This window comes from Mycobacterium sp. (assembly GCF_002863225.1).
Lineage (GTDB): Bacteria > Actinomycetota > Actinomycetes > Mycobacteriales > Mycobacteriaceae > Mycobacterium.
Genome location: NZ_PKEK01000049.1, coordinates 156904 through 176114, shown reverse-complemented (window position 1 = coordinate 176114; position 19211 = coordinate 156904). Strand labels below are relative to the sequence as shown.

Genomic DNA, 19211 nt, shown 5'->3' with positions numbered 1-19211 from the left:
GCCGTGGTTGAGCTGCTGCGACATGCGCACGCACGCGGGGCAGCGCTGAGGCCTCGGTACCGCGACGCCGGTTTCTGGTCGGCGCGGCCGATGGACGTGGTGCGGGACGCGGCCGCACGTCACCCTGACCGGCTCGCCTTGCGGGATCGCGACACCGAAGTCACCTTTGCCGACCTGGACCATCGCATCGACCGGGCATGCCGAACCCTGGCCGCGGCCGGGATCGAGGCGTCGTCGCCTGTGGTGCTGGTGGTCGGCAACGACATCGACTGTGCCGTCGCCATTCACGCAACCCTCCGCCTGGATGCGACCGTCCTTCTGGTGCCGCGTAGCGCGGGGACCGCGCAGGTCGGCGACATCATTGCGCGCACCGGTGCTCGGTTCGGTCTAGCCCCGAATTGGGCGCCGGCAGTCGATTCCGAACTGCGTCGGCGATGCACGTGGGTGAGCCTCCCCGGCGGGGACGGCTTCGCTGATGTCGAACCGCATCAGTCTGAACGTGCCGCCGACGAGCCGTGCTTCGTGCTCTACACATCGGGCACCACGTCCAAGCCCAAAGGCGTCGTCCACTCGCTGAGCACGCTGGGGAAGGCGTCGGCCAACTACATCGCAGCCACCGGCTTGAGTGTCGATGACCGAATCTTTCTGGTCAGCCCGTTGGCGTCGGTCACCGGAGTGGTGCAGGCGCTGTTCATCGGCCCGATGTTGGCGGCCCCGGTGGTACTGGAGGACCGCTGGGACCCCTCCGCCACGTGTGAGCTGCTGGTCGACTCCGGCGCTACGTGGTACGGCGGCCCTGACCGTCTGCTCGATCGGCTGATCGACGAGGCTGTCGCGCGCGGGATGCACATTCCGCTGCGTGCCGTCTACCTCGGCGGCACCATGCTGGATCGTCGAATCGTCGAGCGCATCGAAGACTTCGGCATCGTGGTGATGCGGGCCTACGGCTCGTCCGAAGTGCCGGTGAGCACGTCGGGTCTGCGGGCCGAGGACCGCGCCGTGCGTCATGCCGATGACGGCGTTCCACTCGCCGACGTGCAGGTGCGGATGGGTTCGGCGGCTGATCCCACGGAATGCTGCATCCGCGGGCCGCACGCGTTCCTCGGCTACACCGATTCCGAGGACGACGCGCAGGCATTCGACGGCGAGTGGTTCCGCACCGGCGACGTCGCCGATCTCACCGGTGAGCGGGTGCGCATCGTGGGACGGCTGCGAGACATCGTGATTCGCAACGGATTGAAGATTCCCGCTGCGGAGGTCGAGGAGGCGGTGGCGCGGATCGCCGGGGTCCGCGAGTGCGCCGCGTACTCGGTTGCCGACGCAACGACAGGGGAGCGGTTGGCCGTCGCAGTGGTGCTGGACGCCAACGTCGACATGTCGTTGACGACCGTGGCGGACGCTCTGTTGTCGGCGGGACTGCCCAAATACAAGCTGCCCGAGGAGTTGGTGTTCTGGGACCAGCCGCTGCCGGTCAACGCCAACGGAAAAGTGGAGCGCAGCACGCTGGACCGACGTTCAGCCGGCCGGCCGCGGGTGCTCGCCGAGCGAGTGGTTGCCCGCTGACGCCGCTCCGTCGGCAGCCGGTCGGAACACCGGGACGACGAAGCCGTCGTCGTCGTCCCGAAAGGCCAGGACGAGTTCCAGATCGGCGCGCAGCTCATCGAAGGAACAGTCCTCGACGACGGTCATGATGCGTGGCCCTTCGAACAGATCCACCATCGCCAACGCGTACGGGGTGCGCTCGGCGAACGGTGCGGCGTTCTGATGGATCACGCTCCACGTGTAGAGCCGGGCACGTCCGCTGGCCGGCGCCAGTGCGACATCTTCGCTCCAGCAGTGCGGGCAGAACGGCCGCACGTACAGCGATGTGCGCGTGCAGCTTCGGCAGTTGTTCACCATCAGCGTGTGGTCCTGCACGGCGGCCCACCACGACTCGCTGTCGGTGTCGATTGTGGGCCGGTTCGGCATCCCCGTCATCATTGCCTCCCCAGGATCATGGTGGCGCTGTGCGAAAAGAAGCCACCCATCGCGTGCACGCACGCCAGACGTGCATCGCCGACCTGCCTGGGGCCGCATTCGCCGCGCAGCTGCCTCACCGCTTCGACCATCAAGAACATCCCGCGCATACCTGGGTGACAGGATGCCAGTCCACCGCCGTCGGTGTTGGTCGGAAGCGACCCGCCCGGACGCAGCGCTCCCGATTCGATGAATGGCCCACCGTCGCCTTTGGCGCAGAAGCCAAGATCTTCGACGGTCAGCAAGACCGTCGACGTGAACGAGTCGTAGAGCTGGCACACGTCGATGTCGGCGGGGGACACACCCGCCCGGGAGAACGCAAGCGGTCCTGACCGTGCCGCGGCCGAAGTGGTGAAGTCAGCCCATTCGCTCATGCTGACGTGCGATGTGGCGTCCGCCGAGCCGAGGATCCACACCGGGTCCTGTGCACAATTACGCGCGACCCGTTCGCTGGCCAGGACAACCGCTCCAGCGCCGTCGGTGCGCAGACACACGTGCTTGGCGGTGAACGGGTCGGCCAACATCGGTGCGGCTGCCACGTCGTCGACGGTGATGCGCTCGCGCTCGAAAGCGTTGTCGTTCAACGCGGCCCATTCGTGGGCTGCGACCGCGACTTCCGCCAGCTGCTCGACCGTGGTGCCGTAGTCGATCATGTGCCGGCGAGCAGCCATCGCGTATTTGGCGATCAGGGTGGCGCCGTAGGGTATCTCGAATTGCAGCGCACCGCCGCTGCCCATGGTCGCCGCCGATGCGCGTACCCGGCGCTTGACGTCAGAGCGCGCGGTGGAGCCATAGGTGAGCAACGCGACGTCGATCTCACCGAGCGAGATGGCCGCTGCGGCGTGCCGTGCCATCACCTCCCACGAGGACCCTCCGACGTTCGTCGCGTCGACCCATTGCGGCCGCAGGCCCAGGTATTCGCTCACCTCGATAGGAGGCAGCAGCGAACCGTGCGCGCCGAAGCCGTCGATGTCGTCCTTGGTCAACCCGGCATCTTCGATCGCCCGTCGTGAGGATTGGGCCATCAGGGCCATGGCGGTCTTGTCGGGCACCCGACCGCAATCGGAGAGCCCGACGCCGACTAGCGCAACGCGGTTGGACGCCATACGACATGGTTATCACACCGATAACGCCATTCACGAATACACGCAATGCCGATTCTCGGTGGGCTAACGTGGACCCGTGCGCGAATCGCTGCGAGACCAGCTGCGGGCAGATCGTCTGGTGCTGTGCTTGGCGCTGTTGAACGCGCGCACCCCAGATGTGCCGGCCATCGCGGCGGCCTGCGGATACGACGCCGTCTACGTCGATCTCGAGCACACGTCGACCTCGCTGGACACGGCTGCGATGTTGTGTGCCAGCGCACTCGGCGCGGGCATATCCGGTTTGGTACGAGTGCCGTCCCATGACCCGAGTGTGATCGCCCGGGTGCTCGACAATGGCGCGGTTGGAATCATTGTGCCGCATGTCAATTCGAAATCAGAGGCGCAAGCGGTCGTCGCTGCCGCCCGGTTTCCGCCGGTCGGGCATCGTTCGATCTCCGGACCCAATGCCGTGAGCGGTTATCAGCCGCGTCCGGCACCGGAATTGACGGCCACGCTGGAGCGTCGCACCGTGGTCGCGGTGATGATCGAAACGCCATCGGCGGTGGAGGCGAGCGACGACATCGCGGGGGTGGAAGGGGTCGATATGGTCCTGCTCGGTCCGAGCGATCTGACGGCCGAAATGGGCATCCACGGCCAGTATGAGAATGAGCATTTCCACCATGCAGTAGAATCGGTCGCGGCGGCATGCCGAAGTCATGGAGTGGCGCTGGGAGTGGCCGGGATCAGGTCAGTTGACCTGCTGGATCGGTTCGTGGGCCTGGGTCTGCGTTTCATCTCTGCGGGAACGGACGTCGGGATGATGACCGAGGCGGCGACGACCAGGGCGCAAGCGCTTCGTGAACTCGGAAGTCGCTCCGACGGATAACACCTATTGCTCAATACGGTCTTACGACAGCAGGAGGACTGGATGCCCACCGCGATCTACACCGAACGAGTGTCCGACCAGATGGTTTGGACTGGCGCCGACTTCTCGAGCAAAGAAGACTTCGCATTCGACCTGTCGTCCCGCAATGTGGCTGCGCTGGAATCGATCTTGCATGCGACGGCCGGCAAAGACCGAGACGAGATCAGTCCTGCCGACGCGCGTCATCCGGATCTGGACGACGACCTTGCCAGGCTCTATCACGACCTGATGTTCGGCAAAGGTCTGGCCTGCGTGCGCGGATTCCCGGTCGAACAGCATTCCATCGAGGATCTCGAACGTATCTACTGGGCGTTCTGCACGCACCTGGGCTACCTCGTCTCCAACAACTCGTTCGGGCATCGGATGGTGCGGGTCCAGGAGGAAATCCTGCCCAACGGCGTGCAGCCTGCTCGTGGTACCAAATCGCGCGCCGAGTTGGCGATGCACAATGATGCAGCCGACATCCTCTCGTTGCTGTGCGTCTATCCGGCAGCAGAGGGTGGTGAGAGCCAGTTCGCCAGCGGACCCGCGGCGCACAACCGGATGCTCGATGAGCGCCCGGATCTGTTAGGTGTCCTCTATCAAGGCTTCCCGCACCACCGGCGCAGCGAGCAACCCGACGACCAACCGGACGTCACACCGTACGACGTGCCGGTGTTCTCGCAGATCGACGGCAGGGTCTGCATCAACTTCACTTACAGCAGCATTTTGCCTGCCATGCACACCTTGGGCCGCGAGTTCACCGCCGAGCAGACCGAGGCCGTCGAATTGCTCAGGAACATCCTCGTCGAGCAGCAGGTCGAATTCCGCTTGGAGTCAGGCGAAGCGGCCGTCGCCAACAATTTCGCGATGTGCCACTCACGGTCAGATTTCGTGAGCAGCACCGACCCGAAAAAAGCTCGCTGCTTCTTGCGGGCATGGATGGAGGTGCCGCAGCAGGACCGGCGTCTGCCGATCGGCCGCGAGTATTTCCACATGGAGAACAAAGACCTGCGACTGGGCTACGACATTGTGGAGGGCCGAGACGGCGCCATCGCGCGCAACGACTACAAGAACGTCGACTCCGCCCTGGCCGACATGTTCAAGGCTGCCCAGGCGAAGCCCAAAGTGGGCGGCCGGTGAGCGTAGCCGGTCGCCCACGACTGGTCTACGAGCGTTGGACCGACCCAGTCGCCGGTGAGGTCCTCCGGGCCGCCGAGATCGAGGTGGTTCACCTCGATCTGGCAGCTCCTGACGAACAGGGCTGGGCTGCATTGGAATCCGCACACGGGTATCAGGTGGCCACTCGCACCGATGTCACGTCGGTGGCCAACGGCTCGCAGTGGCTGGCTGACGCCGCACTGGTCAAGCGCTGCGAGCATTTGCTGGCAGTCTGCTCGGCCGGCGCCGGCTACGACGTGATCGATGTCGATGCCTGCACGCGAGCAGGGATCGCCGTGTGCAACAACTCCGGCCCCGGCGCCGAGGCGGTCGCCGAGCATGCGCTGGGTTTCATGCTTGACCTGGCGAAGAAGATCACGACGGCCGACCGGGTGTTGCGCGCCGGCGACCTCGGTGATCGGATGGTGTTGCGAGGAACTCAACTTTCGGGCAAGACGCTCGGTGTGATCGGGCTCGGCGCGATCGGCAGCCGGTTGGTCGAGCTGTGTGCGCCTTTCGCGATGGACATCCTGGCGTTCGACCCGTACCTCGACGATGCGACCGCACGTGCTCGCGGCGTCGATCGCGTCACGCTGACCGAACTGTTGGGACGCGCGGACTTCGTTCAGGTGACGTGTCCACTGACGGAGGAGACCAGGGGTCTCATCGGCAAGGACGAATTCGCTGCGATGAAACCCACCGCGTATTTCATCACCACGGCGCGCGGACCCGTTCACGATGAGGAAGCGTTGTACGAGGCACTTGTCAGTGGCGAGATCGCGGGCGCGGGTCTGGATGTCTTTCATCAGGAGCCACCGCGCTCGGACAATCCGCTGCTGCAGTTGAGCAATGTTGTCGCCACCCCACACATCGCCGGGATCACGGTGGAGGCGGTACGTGACATCGCCGTTGCCACCGCTGCGCAGTGGCAGGTGATATTCAACGGCAGCATGCCGCCTCGGCTGCTCAACCCGGATGTTTGGCCGCGCTACTGTGAGCGCTTTCACGACATCTTCGGGATCCGGCCGACCGCCCATGCGACCGCCGCCGCGGAGTGAAATCCGCAGGACTGCAACAGTTGTGAGAGAGGGCTCCGTATGACGGCGACCAAATACGACACGATCGAGTTCGAGGTTCGCGGTCACACGGCATGCGTGACGCTGAACCGACCCGAGGTCCTCAACGCGATCAACGACGAGATGATCGCCGAACTCGCCACGGTCTATGCCGAAATCGAGCGCGCACAGGAGATCTGGACGGTGATCATCACCGGCGCCGGCCGCGCGCTGTGCGTCGGAGCGGACGTCAACAAGGCGGCCGACCACGACATGGAGAACGCGGCAGGAATCGACAATCAGGGTGAACCCATCCTGAGTTCCATGCGGCAGTGGGACGCCCCCCAGGAGGCGACTCCGCCGTGGCTTCAGATGACGAAGCCGATCATCTGTGCCGTCAATGGAATCGCCTGCGGCGCCGGGATGGATCTGGTGACCACCGCGGACATCACGCTGGCATCCGAGCGCGCCACGCTGATGGATCCGCACGTCAGCATCGGGGTTGCGTCCGGGCGGGAAGCGGTCAGGCTCGCTCGCATCCTCCCGCTTCCGGTCGCGATGCGGTTGGTGCTGATGGGCCGGCACGAACGACTCGACGCCCAACGCGCCTACGAGTTGGGCGTATTCACCGAGGTCGTGTCCCACGATTCGTTGATGGACCGCGCGTGGGAGATCGCCGAGGTGGTGAACTCCAATGCCCCGCTGGCAGTTCGGGGTTCGCGGATGGCGGTGCGCAAAGGCATGACATTGCCCATCTACGAGGCCGAGCTGCTCGCCGAGAACTACCGTATGAAGGTGGCGTTGACCAAGGACGCCGTTGAGGGGCCACGTGCCTTCCTCGAGAAGCGCAAGCCGCAGTGGAAGGCGCTGTAGCGTTTACTATCGCTGGGTTGGCGCAGCCGCGGTGGCCGCACACCTGAGCTGCTCTGTCATTCGAGACCGAAGAAGGTCTTCGCGTTGGTAGACAGCACCTTTCGCTTGGTTTCTTCATCCAGGCCCTCAGTCGCCTTGTTGGCGACCTCGGTGCTGTGCGGCCAGTTGGTGTCGTTGTGAGGATAATCGGTCTCGAACATCAGCTGATCTTCACCGACCAGATCGAGGATGCGGAACGCGACCGGATCGCCGAAGGTGGAGAACCACACCCGTCCGGGTACCTGGCTGCTCGGTGGTTCGGTCAGCAGGGGATGAATGCCACCCCAGGCCCGGCGGTCTTCCCATACTTCGTCGACTCGCTGTAGGTAGTAAGGGATCCATCCCGCCTGCGCCTCGGCGAATGCAAGCTTCAGCCGTGGGAATTGTCTGAGCTTGCCGGAGAACAGCCAATCCACCATCGCGATAGTGCAATTGACCGCCATCAGTGCACTCGTCACGACGTGTGGCGAGTCGGGGGAGGACTTGGTGAGCGAGGAACTCGACCCGATGTGCAGCATGATTCCTACATCATTCTGCTCGCACGCAGCGAAGAACGGATCCCAGTAGCCGCTGTGAATGGACGGCAGGTCGAGGCGGGCGGGCAATTCGGAGAAGCACACCGAGTGCATGCCGCGGGCGGCGACCCGTTCGACTTCTTTCGCCGCGAGCTCGACGTCCCACAGTGGAATGATGCCAAGGGGTATCAGTCGACCATCCGAACTGCCACCCCATTCGTCGATCTGAAAGTCGTTGTACGCCTTGACGCACAACTCCGCGAGCTCTTTGTCCTTGCCGTAGAGAAAGCGCTGGCCGCAAAACCGCACGAGCGTGTTGGGAAAGCACGCCGAGGCTTCGATACCGGCAATGTCCATGTCGGCGAGCCGATCCGCTGGACGGTAGCAGCCCGGTCGCATCTCGTCGTAGGTGATCGGGTCGGTGGTGAGCTCATCGAGGTCGTAACCGGCGGCCGCGCTGATGAGCGGGATCGGGATCACCGCGTCTTCGTAGCGCCAGATGTCCGCGTCGCGGCCCTCGGCGTCCTCGACGAAGGCGACGTCGGACGTGACCGTCGGATCCATCCGCCCGCGAGTGCGGACGATCCGCGGTCCGATGTCTTTGTAGCGACCGGGAAGCCGGCTGGTCCACAGATCGGCCGGCTCGACCAGGTGATCGTCCGGCGACACGATTTTGATGTCCACGCTCAAGGCGCACTCCTTCAACATCGAACTGCGGCTTCATCTCGCGAAACGCTGATTCCGCTGAATGAGAATGGTCGTTTCCGAGCGTACCGCATGGCCTCGACGGCGTTGAAAGGGTCTGTTGCCGGTTGTGCACGAAGCGATGGAGCCGGTGGTGGTGGCTGGGCCCGGCCGGCGCACCGTGCGGTTTCGACAACCTCAGGCCTCGCGGAAATCGCTGATCGCGTATTCGATAATTGCGGTACACGTACGGGTAGATCGCAAATTCTCACTGTCGGGAGGTATTCTTGGGCGGTTATGAACGCCAGAAAGAGTCCCGCGCGGGAACCCGAAGCCGTCTTGGAACTTGTTGACGCCGAAGTCGAGCCGGCAACTACGTGGCAAGAGCGAACCATCGAGCGGCGACTGAGCTCGGCGAGAGCTCGTGCGCTGGCCCGCAGTTCGAGGTTCCTGGCGACCGCGCTCGAATTGGTCGAAGAATCCGGGCGCGCCGACTTCACGATCCAGACACTCATCGACCGCTCGAATCTCAGCCTGCGTGCCTTCTATCAGCATTTCGCGGGTAAGGAAGAACTGCTGTTGGCGCTCTACGAGAACGTCACCAGCCAGTTCACCGAAGGCATTCGCCAGGAGGTTTCGGCCGCCGACGGTCCGATGGAACAGCTGGAAGCATTCTGTCGCGGGTTCCTTTCTCGCGCTGAATCATCGCAAGCCCTCGGCGGCCGCGTGATGACGATTTACAACCTGAGCCTGGAGATCGAGCGGCCGGCGGACTTCGCCAAGATCTGGGAGCCGCAACAGAAGCTGCTGACCAAAATCCTCACGGCGTGCTCGCGTGCGGGGTTGGTACGCAAGGATTTGACGCCGACACAGTTGACCACGCTGCTGAACTCGACGCTGACCGCTCTCGCTCAGATCGGCGTTTTCCACCTCGGCGTCAAGGGTGCGGAGATGACCGAAGACCAACTGTGGGCCTGGTGCCGCGGTGCGCTGATGCCGCCTGCGGACGCCAAGCCGAAGGTGACTCGCGCTAAGGCGGCGCCACGCAGCGCTGCCCCGCGTCGGTCGCGAAAGCTAACGGGGTAGCCCGAGACCGCGCTGGGCGATGATCGTTCGCTGTACTTCACTGGTGCCGGCGTAGATCGTGGTTCCCAGCGCAAACCGCAGCAGGTGCTCGAACCGCCCCTGTTCGGGCGCCGTGGGTTCTAAATAGCTGCGCAGGCTGTCCGGGCCGACCAGCTCAGAGATGTCCTGGCTGGCGCGTTCCAGAGCTTCGGTGCTGAAGAGCTTGGACATCGGGCCTTCGGCGACCGGAATCTGGCCGTTCTCGGTCATCCAGACGCAGCGGCGCTGAAGCAGCATCGACACCTCGACTTCGACCGCGACTCGGGAAAGACGGCGCCGGACATCGGAATCGGTGACGCGGGGTGACCCGTGTGCATCAACTGTGTTCTGTGCCCAATGTTCGGCGTGGTGGAGTAGTCGGACGATGTGCGGGCCCCACCCGGAGGCGTGCTCGTCCTGCAGCGAAAGACCGAGCACCTGCCAGCCGGCGTCGACGTCGCCGATACGCCACTCGTCACCCACCCGGACGTCGGCGTAGAAGGTGATGTTCGTACGTTCCCCGGACAACGTCCAGACCGGTTGAGCCTCGAACCCGGCGCTCTGGGTGGGTACGAGAAACATCGTCAGCCCCTGGTGTTTTGGCTTCTCGGGGCTCGTGCGCGCCAGTAGGAAGATGTAGTCGGCAATGTGGCCGTTGGTGGTGAACATCTTCGAGCCGTTGATGATCCATTCGTTACCCTCGCGTACGGCTCGAGTGGCTGCCGCCGCTACATCGGATCCGCATTCGGGCTCGGTGAAGCCGAGCGCAATCGTGATGTCACCGTTCATCGCGCCGCTCACGATGCGTTCTCGCATCGCCGGGTTGCCGATGTTGCGGATGATCGACACCACCATGCGGGTTGTCTCGGACAGGTAGATCGGGGCGTCGAAACGCATCAACTCTTCGGCAAGCACCTGCTCGTCCCAGGCGGTCCGGTCCTGTCCGCCGAACTCAGCTGGCCAGCTGGGCGCGAAGTAACCCTGGTCGACAAGCCCCTTGGCGAAGCCGTCGTCGTGCGCGACACCGCTGCGATAGAGCCGCTCCTCGAACTCGGGAGTCATCGCCTCCCGGAGATGGCTGACCACGCCCTCGCGAAAGACATCGGTATCGGCGTCGAGATGAAAGTGCATGAACTCTGGACCAATCTGTCGTCGCTGAGGCCGCGGAACGGCGCAAACGGTAATGCTACTCTCAGATTTGAGAGCAGACATATCCGGTTGATGGGATTGACGAACGTGGACCTGAGCTTATCCAGCGAGCAACGGCAGCTCGTCGATTCGTTCGCCGCGTTGTATGCCAAGGAGTCGTCGCCAGAGCGGGTGCGAGCCGCGGAGCCGTCGGGATTCGACAGCCGGCTCTGGAAGTCGTTGCAGGATAACGGCGTGGTCCACATGGCGGTCGACGAGGCGGCCGGGGGTTGGGGCGCATCGGAGCTGGAACTCGCGCTGATCGCCGAGCCATACGGTGGTGCGGTTGCCTCCGCTCCGGTCATCGAGGCGCAAGTCGCCGCGCGTCTGCTGGCGCAGTGCGGCCAGTCGGGTGCGGAGTGGTTGGCGAAAGCACTCACCGCGGATGCGCTGGTGACTTTTCTGCCGCGACGTGGCACCGGGTCGCGGCTGGGCCTGGTGCCCGCAGCGGGGGTCGCAGACGCGGTGGTCGCCCTAGTAGACGAGCGGTTGCTGCTCGTGCCGCTGGACCACGGCAACCGGCGGAGCATCGAGAACCTCGCTTCAATGCCATTGGCGGACATCGAGATCCGGGATGACAGTGCCGTGCTGGCCGAAGGCGCCGAGGCTCTTGCCCTGTTCGGCGGCGCGCTCGACCTGTGGCTCGGCCTGACCGGCATGGCCCTCGTCGGTGCTGCGCAAAAGGCGGTCGAGCTCGGCGTTGACTATGCCAAGCAGCGCCACGCGTTCGGCACCGCCATCGGCACCTTCCAGGCGGTGTCGCATCCTCTGGCCGACAGCGCCACTGCGGCGGACGGCGCGCGGTTGCTTTGTCTCAAGGCGGCATGCTCGTTCGCCGACGATCCAGACCGCACAAGTGAACTCGCGGCAATGGCTTTCGCATTCGCCTACGAAACAGCGCGTGACGCAACCCGCCGAAGTCTGCACATCCATGGCGGATACGGGTTTGGGATGGAACAGGACATTCAGCTCTACTACCGGCGGGCCAGGGGATGGGCGATGGTGTTCGGTGAACCGGTCGCGGCGCTGGACCGAGTCGCCGAAAAGCGTTACGGGACAGTGGGGAACTAGGACGGCCGGGGCTCAGCGCCGCGACAGGACCGCGAAGCTCAGCGTCGCCCGCGCGGCAAGCCGGTCTCGGCCGACGTCGGTGACGTCAACCCCTACGACGATGATACGTTTGCCTGCGCGTACCAGAGTCGCGGTTGCCCGCGCGGGACCGTCGATGATCGGAGCTACGAAGTGAATCGAGATGTCAGCAGTGCTGGCTCCGTCCGCCTCGGCGGCGTGTTTGATGGCGAGCCGCCCCGCAGCGATGTCGATCAGCGTTGCGACGAGACCGCCTTGCAGAGCGCCGCGAATGTTCTGCAGATCGGCCCGATTGTGTAAATCGACGATCACGGTCTCGTCGGTGTCGAGGACATCGAAGAACGGTAGCTGGCCGAAAAGGTGCCCGGGAATCGTCACCTCCATCGGGTGCGGCACCGGCGTGTCCGACGACGACGCGTCAGTCACCTGTCGGCCCGAACTGTGTCCTTCTCGGCCAACACGACAGGCGGCGCGTCACGCCAATCGGGCACGCCCTGCTCGGGCCCGGCGGTGGCGCGTTTGTCGTCACGGACGCCCGCCCAGTGCGAGTGATTGAGCTGGTGCAGGGTGAAGCACGACTGCAGCGAGTTGTAGAAGCCCATGTTGTCGACCGTCTGGTTGACCGATTCCTTGATGAGTAGAGCCGCCATGGTGGGCACCTCGCTGATACGGCGGGCCATCTCCAAGGTGCGGTCTGCCAATTCAGCACGGGTGAACACCTTGCTGACCATGCCGAGGCGGTGAGCCTCGTGAATATCGATCGCGTCACCGGTCAGCATGAGCTCCTTGGCTTTTCGCGGACCGAACTCCCATGGGTGCCCGAAATACTCCATACCGCACATGCCCAGCCGGGTACCGACCACGTCGGCGAACCGTACGTCGTCACTGCCGACGATGAGGTCGCAGGACCACATCAGCATCAGGCCCCGCCGAGACCACGTCGCCGTGAACCTGGGCGATGGTGATCTTGCGCAGGTTGCGCCAGCGCAACGTGTTCTGGAAGAAGTAGTGCCACTCCTGCAGCATGATCTTTTCCGCACCCTCTCGGCTGCCGCCGTTGATCGATGCTGTCGGGTGCTGATCAGGACCCGGCAAATATTCCTTCATGGACTGTTTGGATCCGATGTCGTGACCCGAGGAGAACATCTTGCCCTCACCGGCGAGGATGACCACCCGTACGGAGTCGTCGGCTTCAGCCCGGCCGAACGCCTCATCGAGTTCGACCAGCATTCCCCGGTTCTGGGCGTTGCGCTGATCAGGCCGATTCAGCGAAATGCGCACAATCGCGCCGTCGTCGTAGGTCTCCCACTTGAGGAACTGGTAGCTCATCGTTCTCCTTCGACCAATCCGGCAATACTATTCTCGCTATTTGAGAAGCTATATTCTCACATGGGTTACGAGAGGACTTTCGCAGACATGAGCTCACCCGCAACGCGAATGCGACGCGTCCATGCCCGCTGAAGCCAAGCCGCGGGTGATCCTGTGGGGGCCGGGTCAGGTCGGTGTGGCGGCGTTGCGGGCCCTCATCGCGCACCCCGGCCTCGACCTGGTCGGCGTCGTGGTGCACTCAGAAGCCAAGGAGGGCAGGGACGCGGGCGATCTGTGCGGGATGCCCGAGACCGGAATCATCGCCAGCCGGGACGTCGAAACCTCGCTCGCGGTCGAGGCTGACGTGGTGGCCTACTTCGCTTCGGGGGATTACCGCTACCCCGAGGCGGCCCGTGACATCGCCCGATGTCTTCGAGCAGGCAAGAACGTCGTCTGTACCTCGTTGGTGCCGATGTGCTACCCGCCGGCCGCCGACCGCGAGACCGTCGAGCTGCTTGAAGCGGCATGCGCGGAGGGCCGCACCAGCTTGTTCAACAGTGGCGTCGACCCCGGGTGGGCCAACGACGTGATCGCTCTGACGATGACGGGCTTCAGTAGTCGCGTCGACCACATCACCATGCTCGAAATACTCGACTACGGGCCGATCAATCAGCCCGACATCATGTTCGACTTCATGGGTTTCGCTCACCCGCCCGACCATCCGGCTCCCCTCTTCGACACCGAGCGGCTCGCGGCTCTGTGGGCTCCGACGGTTCATCTGGTCGCCGATGGGGTCGGTCTGCCGCTTGACGGTGTGGACACGACGATCGAGAAGTGGCTCGCCACCGAACGTTACGAGGTCGCGTCGGGGTGGATCGAGCCGGGCACCATGGGCGGCATGCGTTTCAAACTCGCGGGAATGGTCGACGGCGAGGAGCGGGTCGTGCTCGAGCACATCACCCGCATGGGCGAAGGCTCGGCTCCCGATTGGCCCCGCCACCCGTCGCCGCTCGGTGGTTACCGGGTCATCGTCGACGGATTGCCCACCTACACGGTTGATATCGAAATGCACGGCCGGGGAAGCAATATGCGTGGGTTGACCTATGCGACCGTGATGCGGGAACTCAACGCCATACCCGCAGTGCTGGCCGCACCACCGGGGTTGTTGTCGACTCTGGATCTGCCGTTGGTCACCGGTCCGGTGCGGGGCGGGACGTGGCGTGGGGTGCTGCCGACGGCGGTCCGGTCATGACACGTGCTGCGGTGCAGCCTATCTCGACGGACCTGTGGGAAGTCATGCGTACCGCAACGACAGTGCGGCGATACCGCGACGAGCCGGTCGACGATGACGTCCTCGAACGATGCCTGCAAGCGGCGACATGGGCTCCGTCCGGCGGAAACCAGCAGCCGTGGCGATTCGTCGTGTTGCGTTCCGAGCAGGCCCGCGACGTCGTCACCAAAGCAGCGCAGCAGACGTGGAAGACGATGGCCGATTTCTACGGCTTCACCATCCCTCCAGATGATGCGGTCGACACCAAGTCCCGTGTCCTACGGGCAATGTGGGAACACATGCACGTCGGCGGCAACGCGCCCGAGTGTGTGCTGTTCTGCGTCCAGCCCCAGGCCGGCGCGAGCGAGCTGCAGAACGGCGGGTCGATCTTTCCCGCGGTACAGAATTTTCTGCTCGCTGCCCGTGCGCAGGGGTTGGGTGCCGCCATCACGCTGTGGCATGACCAGTGCGCGACCGAGCTACGAGCGCTGATCGGCATACCAGACGACTGGGTCATTGCGACTCTGTTGACGGTCGGCTGGCCGCAGGGCGGGCATCGACCGGTCAGGCGAAAGGCGCTGAGCGAGTTGGCCGTTGTCGACCGGTGGGACCGGTTCTGGGGCACTGCGTGACGGGGCTCCTGCCGGCGGGCTGAGGCTCGGGTCCTGCCACTGCGCCACAGATCAGACCTGCACCTGTCCGCCGTCGACGGCCAGCTCGGCACCGGTCATGAAGCTGCTCTGATCGGAGGCCAGGAACAACACCGCGGCGGCGATTTCCTCGGGACGCCCGACTCGCTTCAGCGGGACCTGAGCGGCCATGCCGTCCAGCAGATCCTGCTGTCCACCGGCCGGCGCCAAGCCGGTGAGGCCAGGCGTTTCGGTCGGTCCCGGAACGATCGTGTTGACCCGGATCTTGCGGTCGGCCAACTCCGCGGCCCAGGTGCGGCCGAGGGAGCGAATCGCCGCCTTCGATGCCGCGTACAGGCCGAAGGACGGCACGCCCTCGGAAGCGGCGGTGGAGCCGGCCAGAATGATCGAGGCACCCTCATTGAGCAGCGGCAGCGTCTTCTGCACGGTGAATACCGTGCCGGCGACGTTGCGGTCGAAGTTGGCGATGTAGTGCTGCGGAGTGACATCGGCGAGCGTGGCGAAGTCGCCACCTCCGGCATTGGCGAAGACCACGTCCAGACCCGTGCCATGATCGGCAATTTCGGCGGCCAGGCGGTCGAGTTCGTCCGGCTTGCTGACGTCGCCCTGAACGCCGTGGGCGCCGGTTGATTCGGCAGCCTCGTCGAGTCGGTTGCGATCTCGTCCGGTGATGAACACGAAGGCGCCTTCTTCGACCAGTCGCTTCGCCGTGGCGAGACCGATGCCTGAGGTTCCTCCGGTGATCAGTGCTGTCTTGCCTTCGAGCTGCCCCATGATCGGTCTCCGTTTCTCAGCGTGCGGTCGCTCGTTGAAACATAGGTGACACGTCACCTATTCCGATGTCATCACCGTCCACAATCGTGCAATCAGGTCATCGGCGATCTCGGCAACGTCGAATCCGGTTGCCACCGTGGCGTCGTCCGAGCTGCGCAGTTCCCACGCCAGGAAGCCCAGGCCGCGGGTCCGGTGCACCGGACTGGCCTTAGCGAAATGCAGCCCCGTCAGCTTGTCCAGTAACTCGGTAGCCTTAGCCTGGAGCGCTTCGCGACCGACAGTGGTGCCCTCGTCGTCGATCCACTCCACATCGGGCGAGTAGATCTTCGCGATGGTCTCGGCGCGACGTTGTGGGTCGCGTTCATCGAAAACGGCCAACAAGTTGGCCTCCATGAGCTTGCTTATGACGTCGCTCATTTCGCTCCTTTAGGTGATGTTTCACCAAACACTACGCCGGTGATGGCGGCAGTGTGCTGTTGTGGTTCAGGTTGACGTGGATGTGCTCGAGTGCGGCGGTGAAGGGGCCGAGCAGGTTGCCGGGAAGGGGATCGAAAAACAGGGTGCGCACGAGTTCGGCGTGACCGGGCGCGGCATCCTCGATAGCCCGTCGTCCACGGGGGGTGAGCACCACGTTGGCCGTGCGGCCGTCCTCAGTGCTGGGTCGGCGTTCGGTCAAACCGCGTTCGTCCATGCGGCGCAGCTGATGTGACAACCGGCTGCGTTCCCAGCCGATCTGTGCGGCCAGATCGCTGACGCGCATGCCTCGGTCTCGAGGGCCGCTGAGCGCTACCAGCACGTCGTAGTCGGACAGCGACAGTTCCGAGTCGGCCTGGAGCTGACGGTTGATCTCGTACTTCATTCGCAGCTGCACGCGCATATAGGCGACCCACGCTCGCTGCTGGGCCGGCGACAGCCATTTTGGTTTCGGTGATGTGTCACGTTTTCTGGGCACGCAATCAGTATGAACCCCCCGCCGCCGACCGCGTTGATCCGGCCGCCGCAGGTGCTGATTCAAATATGCTCGCCCGGGGAGGTGATCATCATCCGAGACATTTCGGCCGATTCGACGAGCTCACTAGTTTCTGCACTTGCCGCCGAGGTTGCAGGCCATGCCGGAGAACGGGTGTTGATCGGTTTGGCCGGACCGCCGGGATCCGGAAAGTCGACGTTGGCCAGGAATCTTGTGGACGAAATGAATGCACGCGGCACCTGCGCAGCGGCGATCATGCCGATGGATGGCTATCACCTGTCGACTTTTCAGCTCGACCGACAAGGCATCGCGTCGATCAGGGGCGCGCCCGAGACATTTGACGTCAACGGATTCGTCGCGGCCCTGGCCCGCCTGCGATCACCCGGTGTCGACACTGTCTACCTGCCGGATTACAGCCGAGTCATCGACGAGCCGATCGCGGCAAGCATCGCCATCGCGGCTGACACGAACGTCGTTGTGGTGGAGGGAAATTACCTCCTGTTGGGATCTGGCGAGTGGACCAAGGTCGAGACCTATCTGACGCACTCGTGGTTCCTCGACGTCGAATGGGAGGTCTGCCGACAACGCCTGATCACCCGACACACGAACACGGGCAAATCGCTTGCCGCCGCAACCGAGTGGGTCGATCGATCCGACAAAGCCAACTATGACCTGATCGTCGGCGGTTCGAGAACACCCGGCGTCCGGTTCATTCGACAAGGCCAAGCGCGAAAGTCTTAGCGCATTCCGGCGATCTTGTCGACGACGAAGCGCGCTATCGCGGTCGGATCGGGATCGGCGGAATCGGTCGCCTCCCCGATCCGGAACACCTCCACATCGACGAGGTAGCGCGACATCGCGGTCAAGGCCCGCCAATTCATGCCCGGCGAAATCAGGCGGTCATCCGTGCTGAGGCCAATCTTTGCGGCCAACGTCGAGTTCGAATCCGTCACCTGGTCGATGGTTTGAATGAAGGACAACCGTGTGATGCGCTCGGTCACGGTCATGCCTTGACACTTGTGCCACTGTTTGACGCTGTTGGCGTACCAGGACCGGGCGTTTCGAGTCGAATCCAGTTCGACGATCGCGACGGCCGCACTGAGATGTGCGCTGCTCCGGTACGGCGTCACCCACAGCCGGCGGCCGGTGTCACGGACCGACCCTCCCTCATATGACTGCCGGTAACCGGCATGGGTGATGCCGATGCATTGATGGGGCGACACAGTGTCTTTGGCGTCGCGCAGGGTTTCCAGCCCGCCCACCTGCGGTGCGGTGTCAGCTTCCACGGGGGAGGAGAGGATCCGCGCGATCTCGCCGGCCGTGGGGAGCGCGCGCTCTACCACGTTGACCGGTCTCGCCGGCCGGCCCGCAACGGAGTTCGTGCAGCCGCCGAGCAGACCGGCAATCGCGATCGCAGCGAACAACAGTGAGCGGCGCATCCCCGCCATGGTAGTTCGATCCTTGCCGCGCTGCCTGAGGGTCGACGACAAGCTCGGCAGCGGGGCAAAACGCGCAGCGTCCGCCACGCGACTTCGTGGTCGCGCTGTTGGGGCTACTCCGGCGGGCCGTCCGGACCCGGCTGACAGGTCGGACACCACCACGTGCGCCGACGCTCCGGATCGTTGGAGACTTCAGCGACCACGTGAACCGTTGTGCCGCAACGTAAACAAGGTCGATCGGCACGGCCGGCCACCCAGTGCTGTTCGTTCTTGCGCCGTACACCCGTCGTCACCTGCATCGCGCCCGGCACGGTGGCCGAATGGCGCAGCGCCCGCGCGCCGAGTTCGAGCAGCGCGGTCACGTCGATGGCCCCGACCTTTGTCCAAGGGTTGTGACCGCGCAGAAAACACAATTCGTTGACCCATAAATTGCCGAAACCCGCCACGCACCGCTGATCGAGCAATGCGGCCACCAGCGGGCGGTCCGGATCCTCGGCCAGCCGCCGAGCGGCCTCGCCGATGTCCCAGTCGGCGCGCAGCGGGTCCGGCCCCAGGTAGCCGACGACGTCGACCTCGTCGCGGGTCCGCAGCAGCTCGACGACCGGGATTTTGACGCCGTAGGCCGCCGGGCCATCCGTCCGCAGCACCACCCGGACGTCGAGCATCACGGGTTTCGGAAGCCAGCGTCCGGTGTCGGAGACGGTCCACGAGCCTGACATCAACAGATGGGTGTGCAGGGTCAGATCGTCGGACAACCGGGTCAGCAGGTGCTTGCCGTGCGTGACGTGCTCGAGCACCGTCAGCCCGGCCAGCTGTGCCGTCGCGTGGGCCGGCACCCTCAGCTCGGCGTGCGTCAGGACCCGACCTCGCAGTGCGCCATCGAGGCGGCGGGCCAGCGCGTAGACGGTGTCACCCTCCGGCATACCTTCCATCGTCCACCTGCGCCTGGTGGTGAAGCACAGGCCATGGCCGCCACCACGCGAATATTCGGTGCCCGGCGCTCCGATGGCTACTTCTCGGTGCGATTGGGTATCTAACTCTCGAGCGCGCCGCTCGGCCCGCGGCGCGAGTGCTCAACCAGGAGGCA

20 protein-coding genes and 1 pseudogene are annotated in these 19211 nt (G+C 64.4%); 10 read left to right on the top strand and 11 right to left on the bottom strand.

Annotated elements, in window-relative coordinates; translation table 11 throughout:
* Positions 1-45 precede the first annotated feature (45 nt).
* Entirely contained in the window at positions 46-1563 is a 1518-nt protein-coding gene (locus CYU59_RS16085) for an AMP-binding protein (RefSeq protein WP_363114694.1), read from the top strand.
* Here CYU59_RS16085 and CYU59_RS16080 read toward each other — a convergent pair.
* A complete protein-coding gene (locus CYU59_RS16080) occupies positions 1516-1977 on the bottom strand; it encodes an OB-fold domain-containing protein (RefSeq protein ID WP_292991363.1) in 462 nt (153 codons plus the stop codon). The genes CYU59_RS16085 and CYU59_RS16080 overlap by 48 nt on opposite strands.
* Complete coding sequence (locus CYU59_RS16075) at positions 1977-3122, bottom strand: acetyl-CoA acetyltransferase (RefSeq protein WP_292991361.1); 1146 nt, start codon at positions 3120-3122, stop codon at positions 1977-1979. Before CYU59_RS16075 ends, CYU59_RS16080 begins: the two co-directional genes overlap by 1 nt.
* A 76-nt stretch (positions 3123-3198) precedes the next feature.
* Here CYU59_RS16075 and CYU59_RS16070 point away from each other — a divergent pair, with 76 nt between their 5' ends.
* The 4 genes from CYU59_RS16070 to CYU59_RS16055 are packed head-to-tail and all read left to right on the top strand — an operon-like array spanning position 3199 to position 7094.
* On the top strand, positions 3199-3987 hold the full coding sequence (locus CYU59_RS16070) for an aldolase/citrate lyase family protein (RefSeq protein WP_292991358.1): 789 nt from the start codon (positions 3199-3201) through the stop codon (positions 3985-3987).
* A 42-nt stretch (positions 3988-4029) separates the two neighbouring features.
* On the top strand, positions 4030-5148 hold the full coding sequence (locus CYU59_RS16065; protein ID WP_292991357.1) for a TauD/TfdA family dioxygenase: 1119 nt from the start codon (positions 4030-4032) through the stop codon (positions 5146-5148).
* Positions 5145-6224 carry a hydroxyacid dehydrogenase gene (locus CYU59_RS16060; protein ID WP_292991355.1) on the top strand — a complete coding sequence of 360 codons (1080 nt, stop codon included), beginning with the start codon at positions 5145-5147 and terminating at the stop codon, positions 6222-6224. Before CYU59_RS16065 ends, CYU59_RS16060 begins: the two co-directional genes overlap by 4 nt.
* A 39-nt stretch (positions 6225-6263) precedes the next feature.
* Entirely contained in the window at positions 6264-7094 is an 831-nt protein-coding gene (locus tag CYU59_RS16055; protein WP_292991353.1) for an enoyl-CoA hydratase/isomerase family protein, read from the top strand.
* 56 nt (positions 7095-7150) lie between these two features.
* Here CYU59_RS16055 and CYU59_RS16050 read toward each other — a convergent pair whose 3' ends face one another.
* A complete protein-coding gene (locus CYU59_RS16050; RefSeq protein WP_292991351.1) occupies positions 7151-8338 on the bottom strand; it encodes an amidohydrolase family protein in 1188 nt (395 codons plus the stop codon).
* A gap of 291 nt (positions 8339-8629) precedes the next feature.
* Here CYU59_RS16050 and CYU59_RS16045 point away from each other — a divergent pair, with 291 nt between their 5' ends.
* Positions 8630-9418: a TetR/AcrR family transcriptional regulator gene (locus CYU59_RS16045; protein ID WP_292991349.1), complete on the top strand. Its 789-nt coding sequence runs from the start codon at positions 8630-8632 to the stop codon at positions 9416-9418.
* Here the strand turns inward: CYU59_RS16045 and CYU59_RS16040 are convergent.
* Positions 9407-10567: an acyl-CoA dehydrogenase family protein gene (locus CYU59_RS16040; protein ID WP_292991347.1), complete on the bottom strand. Its 1161-nt coding sequence runs from the start codon at positions 10565-10567 to the stop codon at positions 9407-9409. The two genes, CYU59_RS16045 and CYU59_RS16040, sit on opposite strands and share 12 nt — an antisense overlap.
* Before the next feature lie 105 nt (positions 10568-10672).
* Between CYU59_RS16040 and CYU59_RS16035 the strand changes: the two genes are divergently transcribed.
* Positions 10673-11695 (top strand): acyl-CoA dehydrogenase, encoded by a 1023-nt coding sequence (locus CYU59_RS16035; protein WP_292991345.1) that lies wholly within the window; start codon positions 10673-10675, stop codon positions 11693-11695.
* A 12-nt stretch (positions 11696-11707) separates the two neighbouring features.
* Here CYU59_RS16035 and CYU59_RS16030 read toward each other — a convergent pair whose 3' ends face one another.
* A complete protein-coding gene (locus CYU59_RS16030; protein WP_292991395.1) occupies positions 11708-12097 on the bottom strand; it encodes a PaaI family thioesterase in 390 nt (129 codons plus the stop codon).
* Positions 12098-12135: 38 nt separating this feature from the next.
* Positions 12136-13042 (bottom strand): annotated as a pseudogene (locus tag CYU59_RS16025) (enoyl-CoA hydratase).
* Between the two features lie 145 nt (positions 13043-13187).
* Between CYU59_RS16025 and CYU59_RS16020 the strand changes: the two are divergent.
* Both CYU59_RS16020 and CYU59_RS16015 read left to right on the top strand, forming a co-directional pair.
* Positions 13188-14273 (top strand): dihydrodipicolinate reductase, encoded by a 1086-nt coding sequence (locus CYU59_RS16020; RefSeq protein WP_292991393.1) that lies wholly within the window; start codon positions 13188-13190, stop codon positions 14271-14273.
* On the top strand, positions 14270-14923 hold the full coding sequence (locus CYU59_RS16015; RefSeq protein WP_292991343.1) for a nitroreductase family protein: 654 nt from the start codon (positions 14270-14272) through the stop codon (positions 14921-14923). The genes CYU59_RS16020 and CYU59_RS16015 overlap by 4 nt, the downstream gene beginning before the upstream one ends.
* Positions 14924-14974: 51 nt before the next feature.
* Here the strand turns inward: CYU59_RS16015 and CYU59_RS16010 are convergent, their stop codons facing one another.
* Genes CYU59_RS16010 through CYU59_RS16000 form a run of 3 tightly spaced genes read right to left on the bottom strand, consistent with a single transcriptional unit; the run spans position 14975 to position 16592 of the window.
* On the bottom strand, positions 14975-15715 hold the full coding sequence (locus tag CYU59_RS16010; protein ID WP_292991341.1) for an SDR family oxidoreductase: 741 nt from the start codon (positions 15713-15715) through the stop codon (positions 14975-14977).
* Between the two features lie 57 nt (positions 15716-15772).
* Positions 15773-16132, bottom strand: coding sequence for a nuclear transport factor 2 family protein (locus CYU59_RS16005; protein WP_292991339.1), 360 nt, complete (start codon positions 16130-16132; stop codon positions 15773-15775).
* 31 nt (positions 16133-16163) lie between these two features.
* A complete protein-coding gene (locus tag CYU59_RS16000) occupies positions 16164-16592 on the bottom strand; it encodes a MarR family winged helix-turn-helix transcriptional regulator (RefSeq protein WP_292991391.1) in 429 nt (142 codons plus the stop codon).
* 84 nt (positions 16593-16676) lie between these two features.
* Between CYU59_RS16000 and CYU59_RS15995 the strand changes: the two genes are divergently transcribed.
* Positions 16677-17426: a nucleoside/nucleotide kinase family protein gene (locus CYU59_RS15995; RefSeq protein WP_292991336.1), complete on the top strand. Its 750-nt coding sequence runs from the start codon at positions 16677-16679 to the stop codon at positions 17424-17426.
* Here the strand turns inward: CYU59_RS15995 and CYU59_RS15990 are convergent.
* A complete protein-coding gene (locus CYU59_RS15990; protein ID WP_292991333.1) occupies positions 17423-18211 on the bottom strand; it encodes a sensor domain-containing protein in 789 nt (262 codons plus the stop codon). The two genes, CYU59_RS15995 and CYU59_RS15990, sit on opposite strands and share 4 nt — an antisense overlap.
* A 26-nt stretch (positions 18212-18237) precedes the next feature.
* Positions 18238-19047, bottom strand: coding sequence for a DNA-formamidopyrimidine glycosylase family protein (locus CYU59_RS15985; RefSeq protein WP_292991330.1), 810 nt, complete (start codon positions 19045-19047; stop codon positions 18238-18240).
* Positions 19048-19211 lie beyond the last annotated feature (164 nt).